The sequence below is a fragment of the Xanthomonas sp. BRIP62411 genome, from assembly GCF_003993525.1.
GTDB classification, from domain to species: Bacteria; Pseudomonadota; Gammaproteobacteria; order Xanthomonadales; family Xanthomonadaceae; genus Xanthomonas; species Xanthomonas euroxanthea.
Genome location: NZ_QEZI01000001.1, coordinates 19,178 through 34,231, shown reverse-complemented (window position 1 = coordinate 34,231; position 15,054 = coordinate 19,178). Strand labels below are relative to the sequence as shown.

Genomic DNA, 15,054 nt, shown 5'->3' with positions numbered 1-15,054 from the left:
GGACAGCGCGGTGTTCGCTCCCGAATTCCAAACTGCATCACGCAACGAGGTTATTGAGACGATTTGCCGGGTTTGCGAGGCCTTGGTCTTCAAGGATGAACACACCAGCGGCGTGGCCAGCTGGGTGGCGTAGGTGTGGTGCTTCCCACACACACGCAGGGCGTCATCGTACGCAATCGATCATCTGCCGCTTGGCGTTATGCACAGGTGCCGTTGCGAATTCCATTCAAGGCGCAAGCGGCAGCCGCGCGAACAGTCGCTGCCAAAACCTTGCATCACACACCAGGGAACGATCGAAATGAAACGTAAAACCAGCTATCGCGGTGCGCTTGCGGCCTGTGGCCTCTCACTCGTCGTGGCCGCGTTGTGCATGGATGCTGCCGTTGCAGCACCGGTCAGCAAAACGGACAAGGTCACGCTGACCCATGTCTTTGCCACGCTGCAGACCGGCCAGCAGGATCAGAAGCCCGAAGACATCGCGGCGTGTCGCAAGCAGGTGTCGGCACCAACGTCCAAGTATCTGGGTGTGGCGGTCACCACCAAGTATTCGATCGACGTGCAGTCCAAGATCATGTCCGCGTCCTCGTCGCTGCCATCGCCTGTGGCCACACAGCCGCTGATGCTGACGATACCGCTGGCGCCGTTGGGCGTGGCTGGGGAGTATGCCTTCGGCGCGTTTCGGCCGACCGCGCTGCCCAACACCTATGTGCTGTTTTCGGTCGGGCTGGATTTCAAGGGGCCGCAGTCATCCGTGCTGGTTCTCAACAGCGACAAACCCTACAACTGCCTGGTGACCAGCAATCCGGCGCCGTTCAAGGGAGCACTGGCTACCAAACTGGGCAAAGACCAGGGCCGCTGATGTCTGTAACCGCCGGGTAATCGGCGAACGCGCCGAAGACAGCTTCGGCGCGTTCGGCTGCTGTTTTCAAAGCAGCACGTTGGAGGGGGCGGGCGAAACGGCGGTTTATCACCGCACGCTCCGGATCAACTCCACGGGTCAATGACGTCCAGCGCCATCGCCGCGAACGGTGCCGTGTCGCGGGTGGCAACGGTCAGGCCTTGCGCGGCTGCCGTTGCAGCGATGTAGGCATCGGCGCGACCGAGTGTGAGTCCTGCGGCTCTGGCTTTCGATGCGAGTGTCGCGAATGCGTGCGATGCGTCCAGATCAAACGCCAGCAGGCGCCCATTGAACAGTGGCAATACATCGCTTTCCAACCGTGCATGCAACGTGGATCGCTTGCGGCCCTCGGGCATCACGGCAATGCCATAACGCAATTCGGCCACCGTTACCACCGACAGGAACAGTGTCTCGACAGCCTGCGCATCGATCCAGGCAACGACCTTCGGGTTGGGCTGAGGCCGCCAAAGCTCGGAGATGACATTGGTATCGAGCAGGATCACTTCAGGCTGATCGGCTTGATTGCGGTCTTGTCGCGTAAGGTGTCGAACGCGTCGGCCTGTTTTGCTGTCAGGCCAGCGTCGCGGCCAATGTCCACCAGCAGGGAGCCGAGTTTGACCCGGTCTGCCGGTTTGGCCGCTGATTCAAGGATTGCGCGGATCTCCGCCTCGGTGCTGCGGCCGTGGAGTGCGGCCCTCGCGCGGATCGCGCGATGCACCTCATCGGGGATATTGCGGACGGTGAAAGAAGGCATGTCGCCCTCCCGGTGGAATCAGGTTGCTTGCACTTTAGAGAAGTGCAAGCACTTAGACAACTTCAACACACCCGGTATCGAAGCAGTCATCACCGCACCAGCCGTAGTGGCATCCGGGGCCAACCTGGCCCCACCACTCACCGATACGGCCCCGGCCCGCGCCACACCGGCTCGCCCTGCTTGTAGACCTCCATCATGTTGATGACCTCGCGGGCATCGCCGATGTCTTTCAGCTCCGGCGAGTCCGGCGGCAGCAGGCGGCATTTGCTGGAGCCGCGCTTGAGCGCGACTTCCAGCGGGCAGACCATGCGGTACTGGGTGCCGGGCAGGATGATCGCCAACTCCTTCATGCCCTGGTCGCGCCAGTTGCGCAGCTGGGTTTCGCTGCGCACTTCGTAATAGACCTGGTAGCCGCCCACATCCATGCTGGGTTGGGCGTTGCTGCGGTCGCGGCGGCGGCCTTCGCTGATGGTGGGCGTGTTGGACATGCCGTCTTCGGCGGCATCGGCTTCTTCTTCGAGCATGCCCGGTGGGCGGCCGGTCCAGGTTTCGGGCCGGCGCTGCGGCGGCGACGAGGGTTCTGCCGGCGGTTGCGGCGGGGTGGGGCGCTGCACCGGCTGGGTCTGGCGTTGCTCGACCAGGCCACCGCGGCGGGTGTTGCCTGCCGGCGGGATCGGGTTCTTGGCGGTCTTGACCAGGGTGGACTGCACCGGCGAGGCGGCCGGCGGCGGCTGCACGGGCGCGGGCGTTGGCGACGGCGGGGTGGGCGTCGGGGACGGAACCGGCTGGTCGGGCGTGGAGGTGTCGCCGACGAAATCCACCTTGGTGCGGCCACCGCTGGCCGAGCCCTGCGGCGGGGTCATGGTGGGCGTGGAGGCCGACAGCAGGATCAGCAGCATCAGCACATGCAGCAGGGCGCTGATCAGCGCGGCGATCCACGGTTCGATGCGCTCGATCAGCGGCTCGGTGCGCGGCAGCCAGTCCTGCGTTTCCAGGCGGACGTGCAGCAGCTGCAGCGCGTCGTCGCGCACGCGGTAGACCAGCACGTAGGGCGTTTGCCTGACCACCCATTCGCGGGTGCCGGCGACGCGGCCGGCGCGGCCGCGCCCGGGCTGCTCGGCCAGGGTGCGGGTGGCGTCCAGCACCCGCCGCGCCATCGCGGCGGCGGCGGTCGGGCTGAGCGCGTGGTAGTGATCCTGGGCGTGTGCGAGTTGCCTGGCGGCCGGGACGGTCCAGTCACGCCGCAACATCAACGCCCCATCTGGCGAACAGTGCCGCCACCTGTGCCGGTGCGACAACCGCGCCCCGATCCGCTGCGGCCATGCCCTCCAGCACGGCGGCCTCGAAGCTGGCGGTGTCCACGACGCGAACCACGTCGTCCCATCCTGCCGTCTCGGGCAGCGTGTCGATCAGCGTATGGGCTTCTTGCTTGATGGCGGACATGGCACTGCGGTGGGGAGCTCTGCCGGCAAGTCTACCCGTGCGGCTCTGGTTCGCGTGTGGCAACGGCTGGCGTGCGGTTGAGGCGTTTATTGGCAGTGGCAGGGAAGCGGTCCTGCGCGAGGGCCTCTGGTCCGTCGCGATGGCCGGACGTGGCGGCGGCGGCCCGGCCAGGCCGCCTGCGCGCGCAGAAAGTGACACTTGGCACCTTGTTCGCTACCGGGGGCGGTTTCATTCTGCGGTGGTCACCTCACCCCGCAAAGGAATCGCCATGCCCGCTGCTGCCATCGCACCGCTGACGCCGTATCTGTCGATGGCGGCCATCGCCTTCCTCTACTACCGGCGCATCCGCCGCAGCTTCGGCCGCCAGCGCTGGAAGCCGGTGAGCACGGCGCTGCGCGCCGTGGTGCTGGTGGTTGCCGCGGCGGCGCTGGCATACGCGGTTTATGGCCTGCCGCAGGTCCGGCCAGGGATCGCCGCGGGAGCGCTGGTCGGCATCGGGCTGGGCGCCGCATCGCTGCGCTACACGCATGCCGAATGGGTGGAGGGACGCGGCTGGTATACGCCCAATCCGTGGATCGGAGGTGGCTTGATGCTGGTGCTGCTCGGGCGCCTGGCCTGGCGCTGGGCCGATGGCGCCTTCAGCGCGGGCGCGGCGGCGGCCGGCGCGCAGGCCAGCCCGCTGACGCTGGGCATCGCCGCGGCGCTGGTGCTGTATTCACTGGTGCATCTGGGCGGGCTGTGGTGGCGGCTGCGCCAGTTGCGGCTGCAGGCTGCGCCGATCGCGGTGCCGCCGCCACTGTCGTGAGGGTTGTCGGGCGCCGCCGCTGCTTGCGGCGTCCGCGCTGCATCACACCTGCGAGCGGAACGGAAGGACCAGCTTCTCGCCAAGCTTCTGCCGCAGCGGCCGCTTGCGCCAGCGCTCCAGCGTGTACGGCTCGGCCCGTTGCAGGTCGCGCTCGAACACCTCGGTCATCTGCGCGGCCAGGTCACGGTCGTAGACGTTCAGGCTGGCCTCGTCGTTGAGGCGGAACGAGCGGATGTCGAAGTTGGTCGAGCCCACCGAGACCAGCAGGCCGTCGATGATCAGCAGCTTGGTATGCAGCATGGTGGGCAGGAATTCGTGGATGGCGATGCCGGCCTGCAGCAGCGGCTCCCAGCTGGCCTTGGAGGCCAGCCGCACCGAGACCGCATCGATATGCTTGCCCGGCAGCAGCACGCGGATGCGCACGCCGCGCGCGCGCGCTTCCAGCAGCGAGCGGGTGATCAGCGCATCGGGGACGAAGTAGGCGGCGGCCAGGTCGATGGAGCTGCGCGCCGCGGCGATGGCGATCAGGTACATCAGGTGCATGCTCTCGCTGCCGCCGGCCGGCGAGGCCACGAACAGCTGCGCGTCGCTGTCGCCGGCCGGTGCCAGCTCCGGGTAGTACTCGGCGCCGTTGAGCACGCGGCCGGTGCTCTTGATCCAGTTGTCGTTGAAGGCGGCCTGCACCTGCGCCACCACCGGGCCTTCGATGCGGTAATGCGAGTCGCGCCAGTGCTCCGGGTCCTGCGCATCGCCCATCCACTGGTCGGCCACGCCCACGCCGCCGGTGAAGCCGATGCGGCCGTCGATCACCAGCAGCTTGCGATGGGTGCGGTTATTGACGCGGTGCAGGTTGTACCAGGTCAGCGGGCGGTAGCGATGCACTTCCACCCCGGCCTTGGTCATGTCCTCGACCAGCGACGCATCCATCTTCAGGCTGCCGCCCCAGTCGATGGTGACACGCACCTTGACCCCGGCGCGCGCGCGCTCGGACAGCGCCTGGCTGAACTCGCGGCCGATCTCGCCCGACCAGTAGATATAGGTTTCGAAGGTGATGGTGCGCTGCGCGCTGCGGATGGCGGCCAGCATCGCCGGGAAGATCTCGCTGCCGTTATGCAGTACCTGGATCTTGTTGCCGGGCAGGATCGCCGGACCCAGCAACACCGACATCTCGCGCTTGAACTGCGGGTCGGACACGTCGTAGCAATGGCTGGGGATGTGCTCGAGCTTTTTCTCGGGCGTGGCGAAGTTGAGCAGCAGCAGCCCCACCACCAGCGTGGTGACGACCGTGGCCACGATGATCCATGTCATGCATCCAACCCCTGTTCCCCTGCCATCGACGGCCCCAAGCGGCCGGCATTCTGGCAAGCCGGGCGGCATGGGGGCCGTGAAGGGTGGGGCGCCAGCCGCGGATCGGCGCTGGTGACGCTGCAGAACGCGCGCGCTGCAGCGTCGCTGCCTTCATCCGGCGGCAGCCGGGCTGTCGGTGGACAACGCGATGTCGCGCTGGTCTTCCAGCGCAGCCAGCCGCGTGGTCAACGCTTCGCGGATCGCGTGGTAGGCCGCCGTGCCCATGACCAGCCGAAACGGCGGGGGGGATGCCTCGGTGCAGGCGATCATGGCCGCGACCATGCGCTGCGGGTCGCCGACGATGACCCAGCTGCCGTCGTCCAGCGCGCGGCTGAGGGCGTCGACCGGTGTGCCGAGGTAGTCGGACGGGATGTCGGTCCTGACCAGCGAGGCGCCGAAGTTGGTGCGTGCCGGGCCGGGTTCGGCCAGGGTGAAGTGGATGCCGAAGCCGGCCACTTCCTGCGCGGCGGCTTCGATGAAGCCTTCGATGCCCCATTTGCTGGCGTGATACAGGCTGAAGCCGGGGTAGGCGATCTGGCCGCCTTCGGACGACACCTGCACCACGTGCCCGCCCCCTTGGCGACGCAGGTGCGGCAGCGCGGCCTGGATCAGCGTGATGGAGCCGATGAGGTTGGTGTCGATGAGCTCGCGCACCTGCGCGTCGGTGGCGGCCTCAGCGGCACCGAGCGTGCCGTAGCCGGCGTTGCTGACCAGCACGTCGATCCTGCCCAGGGCCTGGAAGGCCCGGGTGACGGTCTCGCGCACCGCTGCGCTGTCGCGCAGATCCAGCTGCAGGACGGTCAATGCGTCGCCGTGCGCGGCCTGCAGATCGGCAAGCGCTTCTGCGCGCCGCACGGTGGCTGCGACGCGATCGCCGCGCGCCAGCAATGTTTCGACCAGGCCGCGGCCGAAGCCGGAGGATGCGCCTGTGATGAGCCAGGTCCGGGACATGGGGGGGGGGCCTTTGCGTGGAAGGGAATTCCACTCTAGGCGCGGGGAATTGATGGGTCTATGCCATAGAATCCGAATGAGTTGATGTGAAATAGCCACCAATGCCCAAGCCGACCTTCAATGACCTGGCCGCGTTCACCAGCGTCGCGGTGCATCGCAGCTTTCGGCGTGCGGCCGCCGAGCTGGGGCTGGCACCGTCCTCGCTCAGCCATCTGATCAGCGCACTGGAACGCAACCTTGGCGTGCGCCTGCTGCATCGAACCACGCGCAGCGTGTCGCTGACCGAAGCAGGCGAACGGCTCTACGCCAAGTTGGTGCCCGCATTGCAGGACGTCGAACAGGCGCTGGGCGAACTGGATGCCTTCCGGAGCGGGCCCACCGGCACGGTGCGCATCAATGCCCCCGAAGTGGTGGTGCGGCTGTTGTTGCAGCAGGTGGTGCCGCAGGTGCTGGCGCGTCATCCGGCGCTGTCGGTGGACCTGGTGAGCGAAGGGCGGCTGGTGGACATCGTGGCGGCCGGCTTCGATGCCGGCATTCGCCTGAGCGAGTCGGTACCGCAGGACATGATTGCGGTGCCTTTTGGTGGGCAGACGCGTTTCATCGCGGTGGCCGCACCTGCGTATCTGCAGCATGCCGGCTACCCGGACACGCCGGACGATCTGCATCGCCACGCCTGCATCCGGCACCGCATGCCCAGCGGCAGGCTGTACCGCTGGGAGTTCGAGCGGCGCGGCCAGGAGGTGGCGATCGATGTGCCGGGGCGGCTGACGCTGGACCAGCTCCTGATGATGAGCGAAGCCGCCGAGGCCGGCCTTGGCATCGCCTATGTGCCCGAGCATGCGGCGACGGCGGCACTGGCACGCGGCACGCTGGTGCGCGTGCTGGAGCAGTGGTGCCCGGCGATTCCGGGACTGGTGCTGTATTACCCGGGGCATCGACAGATTCCGCCCGGGCTGCGCGCGTTCATCGAGACGCTCAAGCAGGTGTTGCCGTAGCCGTCGATCGGCATCCAGGGCGGTCACGCCCATGATGGGCCGCAGGCGTCGCGGCCGACTCCGAAAGCGGGCTGAAGCGGACGCGCCGACGCCGGTTGCGGCGCTGTATATGCGCCGAAATGCTTACACGCGTCACACAAGCACGCACCTATACTTCCCGGGTGTCCCACCCACGAGGTTCTGACTGCATGAGCGCACCCCCAACGTCTCCGATCGCCGCCGGTTCTGGCGCAGCCCCCGGTAGCCTTCGCCGTTCGGTGTCCAATACGCTCAAGGGGTCGGCCGGCAATCTGGTCGAGTGGTACGACGTCTACGTCTACTCGGTGTTTGCCACCTATTTCGAATCGCAGTTCTTCTCCAAGGAAGACAAGAACGCCACGATGTTCGTGTGGGCGATCTTTGCGATGACCTTCCTGATGCGCCCGATCGGCGCGTGGTACTTCGGCCGCTTCGCCGACCGCTACGGCCGCCGCCTGGCGTTGACCATCTCGGTGTCGATGATGGCGCTGTGCTCGTTCGTCATCGCAGTGACGCCCACGGTGGCCACGATCGGCATCGCCGCGCCGATCATCCTGTTGCTGGCGCGCCTGCTGCAGGGCTTTGCCACCGGCGGCGAGTACGGCACCAGCGCCACCTACATGTCCGAGGCGGCCATTCCGGGCCGGCGCGGGTTCCTGTCCTCGTTCCATTACGTCACGCTGGTCGGCGGCCACGTGCTGGCGCAGACCACGCTGCTGGTGATGCTGCATTTCTTCGATGCGCCGCAGGTGTCCGAGTGGGGCTGGCGCGTGGCGTTCGGCCTGGGCGGCATCGGTGCGCTGGTGGTGTTCTGGCTGCGCCAGACCATGGACGAGTCGCTGAGCTCCGAATCCATCGCCGATTCGCGCACCGGCAAGGCCAAGGCGTCGGGCTCGATGCGCGAGCTGTTCGTCAACCAGTGGCGCCCGTTGCTGCTGTGCTTCCTGATCACCGCCGGCGGCACCATCGCGTTCTACACCTATTCGGTCACCGGCCCGAAGATGATCCAGACCGCGTTCGCCGGTGGCGACGTGATGGCCGGCACCATCATCAACCTGGTCGCGCTGACGGTGCTGATGCTGATGCAGCCGGTGGGCGGCTGGCTGTCGGACATCGTCGGGCGCAAGAGCCTGCTGGTGTTCTTTGGTATCGGCGGGGTGCTCTACACCTGGTTCCTGGTGATGGAACTGCCCAAGCAGACCGACTGGCTGACCGCGTTCGCGATCCTCACCGTGGGCTTTGTGATCCTGACCGGCTACACCTCGATCAATGCGGTGGTGAAGGCCGAACTGTTCCCCACCCATGTGCGCGCGCTGGGCGTGGGCCTGGGCTATGCGCTGGCCAACTCCGCCTTTGGCGGCACCGCGCCGTTGCTGTACCAGGCCTCGTTGAAGACCGGCCACGTCAGCGAGTTCGTGATCTATGCGACGGCGGTGATCGCGGTGTCGTTGGTGGTGTACATGTTCTTCCTGACCAACAAGGGCAGCAACTGGCTGGACGACGAAGCGGCGATGCATCAGCGCAAGCGCTGATCTGCTTTGCCCTTCTCCCGTCGGGCGTTGAGCGTCCTTCTCCCTGCGGGAGTCGATCTTCCTTCTCCCTGCGGGAGAAGGTGCCCGAAGGGCGGATGAGGGGACGTGCGACGCCTCGTGTCATTTACCGCGAGTGGCGTCGCCTCGTCCCTTCACCGCACCCCCCGCGCCCCGGCCCGCGCCAGCCGCGCGGGCGCTCCAGGGCACGCGCACCCGTGGCGCGCACGCAGTGCCTTATCGCCCCGCGGGGAGAGGGGCCAAGGGCGGCGCGGTACCGGTGTTTCTCTGGGTGTGCGGCGCCGTCTGCGCAAACAAGCTGTAACGCAGCCCGATCAACCCCAGCAGCGCCTCATCGCGATGCGCGCCCGCCGGCACCTTGCCGACACGCGCCAGCGAGGCATCCAGCCGCGTACGCAAGGCATCCGGCGCAGGCAGCGGGCGCTTGTGCGCGATCTGTTGCCGGTAGTGCGCGGCAACATCGACCAGGATCGCGTTCACCGCCTCGATGCTCGGCTGCGGCAAACCGTGCCGCGCGCTGCGCAGTTGCAGGATGTTCAAGCCCACGCGCACTTCGTTGAGCATGTCCACCGAGGCCAGGTCGCTGCCTTCCGGCGTCAGGGCCAGCCGTGGTGCGAGCAGGCCAAGCAGGTCCAGCATGCGGGCGGCAAAGTGCTGCCGGTCCTGTGCGCCGCGGCCGTCGGCGGCCTCGGCCAGCGTGCGCCAGCCCTGGCGCACCAGCCGGCGCGCGCTCCATTCGGCACCCACCGAGCGGAACAGGCGCGTCAGCACCACCGCAAATCCAATGCCCAGCACCATCGCCACCGCCGCGTTGACGAAGCTCTGGATATTGGCGTTGTAGGTGTTCTGCAGGCTCAACAGCGCGGTGAGGTTCACCACCAGCGGCAGCGCGATCAGCATGGTCTTGGGGCGGTGCAGCAATGCGCCGATCGGCAGGAACACCGCCGCCAGCACCAGGACCAGCATCGGGAAATCGTGGATGGCCGGGAAGATGCCGAACAGATAGATGCCGGCAACCACGCTGGCCACCACCGCCCAGGCCAGGAACGACAGCATGCTCGGCGCCGGGTCGTCCTGCGCGGCGAAGAATGCGGCGGTCACCGCGGCCATCATCGCGCCGTTGCCGCCGCCTTCCCAGCCGATGCCGATCCACAGCACGCAGTACGCCATCAGCGCGACGCCCGCGCTCAGGGCGGAAAACGCGACCATGCCGAAATCGATATGGCGGCTGCTGCTGGCAGGTACGGGTGCATCGGATCGTGACCAACCCAGGCGCCGTCGCAATGACGCTTGCATGCGCGAACGCGTGGCGGGTGCGCCCTGCACCGCCGCGGCTTGCCCGGGTGATTGGGCCGTTGCAGGCTGTCGCGCAGTTCCCGGCATGGCCCGCAGTACCGGCATCGCCGTGCCGTGCACCACTGCCTGCTGCAGCGCGCGGCAGTCCTGCCACAGGTCGAGCAGCTCTTCCAGCCGCAACAGCAGGCTGGCCAGCAGCAGATGTTCGATGTCCTGATCCACCACCGGGCGCAGGACGGCGATGCGTGCACGCAGGGCGTCCACGTCCGCATCGCTGCGCGCGTCCTCGCCCTGGTCCACCCAGGCCGCGACATCCTCCAGCAGCGTTGCCGTCTCGGGCGGCAACGCCGACCCATCGCGCTGCAATGCATCCAGCCGGTCGGCCACCGACGACAGCACCGGCAGCAGCATCAGCATGCGCGCGCGCAGCTGTTCCAGCGTGGGGGCGGTGCCGGCATGGCGCGGGTCGTCGTGGCGCACGAAGGCGATCAGCGCCTCGAACTGCACCAGATCGGCGGCCAGCCGGTTGCGCGGTGCCTGCGCTGGGCCGCGCTGCAGCACCTGCCGGCACCATTGCGCGGCGTCGCGCATCCAGTTGCCGATGCGCCCGGTCAGCATCGGCTTGACCGAGGCGGGGAACACCAGCGCGGCGAACAGCACCGCCATCACCGTGCCCAGGATGATCTCCTCGCTGCGCGCGACCACGGTGTCGAAGATGCCTTCCGGCGCGGTCACCGCCGGGAAGCCGATGAAGGCGGTGGTGTAGCCGGCCAGCAGAAACGCATAGCCGCGCGGGCCGCGATTGAGCAGCGCCAGGAACAGGCAGGCCGACAGCCACAGCGCCATCGCCGCACTGAGCAGCAGCGGCGTTTCCACCAGGTTCGGCAGCATCACCAGGGTGGCCGCGCCGGCCAGCAAGGTGCCGAGCACGCGGTACACGCCCTTGGCGCGGGTGGGGCCGAGCAGCGGCTGGGAGACGATGTAGACCGTGGCCATCGCCCAGTACGGCCGCGACAGATTGCCGGCCAGCCCCACGTACAACGCCGCGATCGACGCGGCGAAGGTCTTGGCCGAAAACAGCCAGGCCTGGCGATCGCGCAGCAGCGCACTCATCGCGCGGCCGTGGCGTCGGTGTGGCCGGCGGCCGCTTCCCAACCGCCGCCCAGCGCCAGGAACAGCTGCAGTTGATCCTGCGAGACCTGCGCCTGCGCATTGGCCAGCGTCATGTCGGCGGTGGCCAGCGTGCGCTCGGCATCCAGGCTGGACAGATACGGCGTGCGCCCGCCCTGGTACAAACGCCGGTTCTGCGCCGACGCCAGCTCGGCCTGTTGCTGCGCCTGCTCCAGCAGGTGCAGGCGGTCCAGGTCCTGCGCATAGCGCGACAAGCTGGTCTGCACTTCGCGCAGCGCCTGCAGCACGGTGTGGTCGAACTGCGCCAGCGCCGCGTCGGCGCCGGCCTCGGTGGCGCGCACGCGCGCACGCGCACCGCTGGAGGGCAGCGTCCAGGAGATCAGCGGGCCGAACGACCAGGCATGCGTGGCCGGCTCGCCGACATCGGCCAGCAGGCCGGTGGCACCGATCGAGCCGCCCAGGCGGATCTCCGGATACAGCTCTGCAGTGGCCACGCCGATGCGCGCGGTGGCTGCCGCCAGCCGGCGTTCGGCCTGGCGCACATCCGGGCGACGTGCCAGCAGCGCGCGGCCATCGCCGATCGGAATCGGGCGCTGCAAGGCCGGCGCGTGCGCACAGCCGTCCACGCCGGCCGGCACCTCGCCGGGCGTCTTGCCGAGCAGCGCGGCCAGTTGATACCCGGCGGCCTGGCGGCGCGCGCGCAGTGGCGGCAGCGCCGCTTCCAGCATCGCCACCTGTGCGGTGGCGCGTGCCAGATCGGGCGGGGTGCCACGGCCGGCAGCGATCAGGCGCTGGGTGATGTCGCGGCTGCGCTGCTGCAATTGCAGCGAATGCTCGGCCACGTGCAGCTCGTGGTTGGCGTGGCAGATCTCCACGTAACTGCCGGCGACCTGCGCGGCCACGTTGACGCGCGCCAGATCGATCGCGGCCTGGGCGACCTGCGTATCGGCCTGCGCGGCCTCGGCGCCGCGTTGCAGCTTGCCGAACAGGTCGAACTGATACGACACCCCGAGCTTGCCATCGGCCAGGTTGAACACCGGCAGCTTTTCCTGCTGCAGGAACGCCTCGGCCGAGACCTGCGCGCGGCTGACGCCGGCGTCCACCTCGTAATCGAAACCGCCCGCGTCCAGCGCCTGTTCGTACACCGCGGCGGCGCGGCGCAGGTTGGCACCGGCCACCTTCAACTCGACGTTGTCGCGCAAGGCCTGTTCGATCAGGCGGTCCAGCATCGGGTCCTGATACAGCGCCCACCAGCGTGCCGGCAGCGGCGCGCCGGCCTGCACCTGGGCGTTGCCGGTGTCGACAAACGCCGCGTTGGCGGCCGGACGCTGGTAGGCCGAATCGTCCGGCACGGCGTAGTTCGGGCCGACCGTGCTGCAAGCGCTCAGGGCGCTCAGCAGTGCGGCCAATCCCACAGGACGCAAGACGCTGCGGTTCATGGCGCGGCCTTGGCCTGCACGCGGGCAGGCGCGCTGGCGGCTGCGTCACGCACGGCGTCCGGCAGGATGCTCACGGTGGCGGTGCGCCCGGCGATCAGCTGCACATGCGCCGGCACCTGGTCCAGCACGATGCGTACCGGGATGCGCTGCGCCAGCCGCACCCAGTCGAACGCCGGGGTGACGTTGGGCAAGGCGCCGGCGCTGCCGCTGCGGTATCGGTCCTCGATCCCGGCGGCGATGCTCTGCACATGCCCGTGCAAGGTGGCCGGCTCGCCCATCAGGTGCACGTCCACGCGCTGGCCGGCATGCACGCCCTGCAGGCGGGTCTCCTCGAAATAGCCATCGACGCGGAACGAGCCGGTATCCAGCACCGCCACCACCGGGCGCCCGGCACTGACGTAATCGCCCACGCGCACGGTGCGGTCGCTGATGTGGCCGTCGGCCGGGCTGCGCACCTGGGTGCGGTCCAGATTGAGCTGGGCCAGGTCCACCGCCGCTTGCGCGGTGGCCACCGCCGCCTGCGCCTTTTGCACATTGGAGCGGCGCACCTCGGCATCTTCGGCGGCCACCAGGTCCTGCAGGCTGCGGTCACGTGCGATCTCGCGGCGCAACTGGTTCAAGGTGGCCTGGCGCTCGGCCAGCGCGGCGCGCGCCTGTTCCAGCGCGATCGCATAGCGCGCACGGTCCACCACGAACAGCAACTGCCCACGCGTCACCGCCTGGTTGTCGGCCACCGCCACCTGCTCCACCAGCCCGGACACATCCGGCGCCACCTGCACCACATCGGCGCCCACGTGCGCATCGCGCGTCCACGGTGCCTCCATGTAATAACGCCACAGGTGCTGCAGCACCACCGCGGCCACCACCACCATCGCCAGGGTCAGCAGCGCCGGCCCCGCGGTCTTGATCAGCTTTTTCACGATTGCATCCAACGGGTCAGGAAAAACAGGCCACCCAGCAGCGCGATGTACAGCGCCAGGTTGAACAGCGCCGGGTGCCAGATGTGCCGGTAGGCGCCGGCCCGGGCCAGCAGCGCACCGATGGCGCTGTTGAGCAGATAGGCCAGCGTCATCAACGCCAGCAAGGTGGGAACGAACACACCGTAGAGACTGAATTCGCCGTACATCGGGCACATCCTGGGAAAGGAAAACAACGACGCCCCGGCGCCGCGCGCGCCAGGACATCGGCAAGGCACTACACGCGTCGCAGCACGACGCCCTACAACTGACTCAGTCGGACCCACTCAGCCGCGCATGCGCCTGCGCGATCTGCTCCCACAGGGTCAGCACCACCTGCACCTGCGCTTCGCTGAGCGTGCCGAACACCTCCGCACGCAGCGCATCCAGGCGGATCTCGATGCGCCCGACCAACGCCTGGCCTGCGTCGGTGAGCCACAGCTGGTTGGCGCGGCGGTCGCTGCTGTCGGCCTGCCGGCGTACCAATGCCTGCGCGCACAGCTTGTCCAGCAGCCGCACCAGGGAGGGGCCTTCCATGCCCAGTTGCTGGGCCAGCGCCACCTGGCGGATACCGCCGCCGGAGCGGCCGATCATCAGCAACGGCCCGGTGCAGGCGCTGGACAGCCCGAAGTCGGCAAATGCCTGGTCGGCCAGCCGCTGCCACTGGCGGGCGGCGACCAGCAGGCCGGAGCTGAGCTGGGCACGGGAGGAGAGAACGCTGTTCGTCATAATAGATAGGATGCTATCAATTCAACAATGAATCAATAGTCACTGAACCCGCGCAAGCCGGCGCAACCGCCACTGGGGCGGCCGGCCCGTCCTCGGGTACCATGCTCGCCCCCTTTGGGTGCACCTGCGCATGAGCCAGTCCGACCAGCCCGATTCCCCCGTCACCCAGGCCCAGGCCGAAGATGCCGTGCGCACCCTGCTGCGCTGGGCCGGCGAAGACCCGGCCCGCGAAGGCCTGCTGGATACCCCGCGCCGGGTTGCCGAGGCCTATGGCGACTGGTTCAGCGGCTACCGCGAGGAACCGCGCGAATACCTGGAACGCACCTTCGAGGAAGTGGCCGGCTACGACGAGCTGATCGTGCTGCGCGACATCTCCTACGAAAGCCACTGCGAGCACCACATGGCGCCGATCATCGGCAAGGTGCACGTGGGCTATCTGCCGCGCGGCAAGGTGGTCGGCATCAGCAAGCTGGCGCGCGTGGTGGAAAGCTATGCGCGGCGCTTCCAGGTGCAGGAAAAGATGACCGCGCAGATCGCCCAGTGCATCCAGGACGTGCTGCAGCCGCGCGGCGTCGGCGTGGTGGTGGAAGGCGCGCACGAGTGCATGACCACCCGCGGCATCCACAAGCGCGGCGTCAGCATGGTGACTTCCAAGATGCTGGGCAGCTTCCGCGAAGACGCGCGTACCCGCGCCGAATTCCTGCAGTTCATCGAAGTGGGCGGCAAGCGTTGAGGCAGCCGT

At 68.1% G+C, this 15,054-nt stretch carries 16 protein-coding genes; 5 read left to right on the top strand and 11 right to left on the bottom strand.

Features of this window, described 5'->3' with window-relative positions:
* Positions 1-298: 298 nt before the first annotated feature.
* On the top strand, positions 299-859 hold the full coding sequence (locus tag EO139_RS00145) for a hypothetical protein (protein WP_126968956.1): 561 nt from the start codon (positions 299-301) through the stop codon (positions 857-859).
* A gap of 125 nt (positions 860-984) precedes the next feature.
* On the opposite strand, the gene EO139_RS00140 is transcribed toward EO139_RS00145, so the two are convergent.
* The 4 genes from EO139_RS00140 to EO139_RS00125 all read right to left on the bottom strand — a co-directional run bounded on the left by EO139_RS00140 (position 985) and on the right by EO139_RS00125 (position 3,095).
* Complete coding sequence (locus EO139_RS00140) at positions 985-1,401, bottom strand: type II toxin-antitoxin system VapC family toxin (protein ID WP_104627459.1); 417 nt, start codon at positions 1,399-1,401, stop codon at positions 985-987.
* Entirely contained in the window at positions 1,398-1,652 is a 255-nt protein-coding gene (locus EO139_RS00135; protein WP_102582218.1) for an Arc family DNA-binding protein, read from the bottom strand. The genes EO139_RS00140 and EO139_RS00135 overlap by 4 nt, the downstream gene beginning before the upstream one ends.
* A 137-nt stretch (positions 1,653-1,789) precedes the next feature.
* Entirely contained in the window at positions 1,790-2,902 is a 1,113-nt protein-coding gene (locus tag EO139_RS00130) for a type II toxin-antitoxin system RelE/ParE family toxin (protein ID WP_104650610.1), read from the bottom strand.
* Positions 2,889-3,095, bottom strand: a complete 207-nt coding sequence (locus EO139_RS00125; RefSeq protein ID WP_104586339.1) for a hypothetical protein — start codon at positions 3,093-3,095, stop codon at positions 2,889-2,891. Before EO139_RS00125 ends, EO139_RS00130 begins: the two co-directional genes overlap by 14 nt.
* A gap of 268 nt (positions 3,096-3,363) precedes the next feature.
* Here EO139_RS00125 and EO139_RS00120 point away from each other — a divergent pair, with 268 nt between their 5' ends.
* Entirely contained in the window at positions 3,364-3,900 is a 537-nt protein-coding gene (locus tag EO139_RS00120; protein ID WP_126968944.1) for a hypothetical protein, read from the top strand.
* A 42-nt stretch (positions 3,901-3,942) separates the two neighbouring features.
* On the opposite strand, the gene EO139_RS00115 is transcribed toward EO139_RS00120, so the two are convergent.
* Positions 3,943-5,208, bottom strand: coding sequence for a phospholipase D-like domain-containing protein (locus tag EO139_RS00115; protein ID WP_164739643.1), 1,266 nt, complete (start codon positions 5,206-5,208; stop codon positions 3,943-3,945).
* Between the two features lie 150 nt (positions 5,209-5,358).
* Positions 5,359-6,198: an SDR family oxidoreductase gene (locus EO139_RS00110; RefSeq protein WP_126968943.1), complete on the bottom strand. Its 840-nt coding sequence runs from the start codon at positions 6,196-6,198 to the stop codon at positions 5,359-5,361.
* 101 nt (positions 6,199-6,299) lie between these two features.
* Between EO139_RS00110 and EO139_RS00105 the strand changes: the two genes are divergently transcribed.
* Complete coding sequence (locus EO139_RS00105; protein ID WP_126968942.1) at positions 6,300-7,193, top strand: LysR family transcriptional regulator; 894 nt, start codon at positions 6,300-6,302, stop codon at positions 7,191-7,193.
* Positions 7,194-7,381: 188 nt separating this feature from the next.
* Positions 7,382-8,743 (top strand): MFS transporter, encoded by a 1,362-nt coding sequence (locus EO139_RS00100; RefSeq protein ID WP_024939637.1) that lies wholly within the window; start codon positions 7,382-7,384, stop codon positions 8,741-8,743.
* Positions 8,744-8,977: 234 nt separating this feature from the next.
* Here EO139_RS00100 and EO139_RS00095 read toward each other — a convergent pair whose 3' ends face one another.
* From EO139_RS00095 to EO139_RS00075, 5 genes are all read right to left on the bottom strand, one after another.
* On the bottom strand, positions 8,978-11,170 hold the full coding sequence (locus EO139_RS00095; protein WP_126968941.1) for an FUSC family protein: 2,193 nt from the start codon (positions 11,168-11,170) through the stop codon (positions 8,978-8,980).
* Complete coding sequence (locus EO139_RS00090; protein WP_126968940.1) at positions 11,167-12,627, bottom strand: efflux transporter outer membrane subunit; 1,461 nt, start codon at positions 12,625-12,627, stop codon at positions 11,167-11,169. Before EO139_RS00090 ends, EO139_RS00095 begins: the two co-directional genes overlap by 4 nt.
* Positions 12,624-13,547 carry an efflux RND transporter periplasmic adaptor subunit gene (locus EO139_RS00085; protein ID WP_164739332.1) on the bottom strand — a complete coding sequence of 308 codons (924 nt, stop codon included), beginning with the start codon at positions 13,545-13,547 and terminating at the stop codon, positions 12,624-12,626. The genes EO139_RS00090 and EO139_RS00085 overlap by 4 nt, the downstream gene beginning before the upstream one ends.
* Positions 13,544-13,762, bottom strand: coding sequence for a DUF1656 domain-containing protein (locus tag EO139_RS00080; protein WP_126968955.1), 219 nt, complete (start codon positions 13,760-13,762; stop codon positions 13,544-13,546). The genes EO139_RS00085 and EO139_RS00080 overlap by 4 nt, the downstream gene beginning before the upstream one ends.
* Before the next feature lie 94 nt (positions 13,763-13,856).
* The gene (locus tag EO139_RS00075; protein ID WP_104586048.1) at positions 13,857-14,312 is read right to left on the bottom strand and encodes a MarR family transcriptional regulator; all 456 of its coding nucleotides are present in this window, start codon (positions 14,310-14,312) and stop codon (positions 13,857-13,859) included.
* A 130-nt stretch (positions 14,313-14,442) separates the two neighbouring features.
* Between EO139_RS00075 and folE the strand changes: the two genes are divergently transcribed.
* Complete coding sequence (gene folE / locus EO139_RS00070) at positions 14,443-15,045, top strand: GTP cyclohydrolase I FolE (protein WP_104543982.1); 603 nt, start codon at positions 14,443-14,445, stop codon at positions 15,043-15,045.
* Positions 15,046-15,054 lie beyond the last annotated feature (9 nt).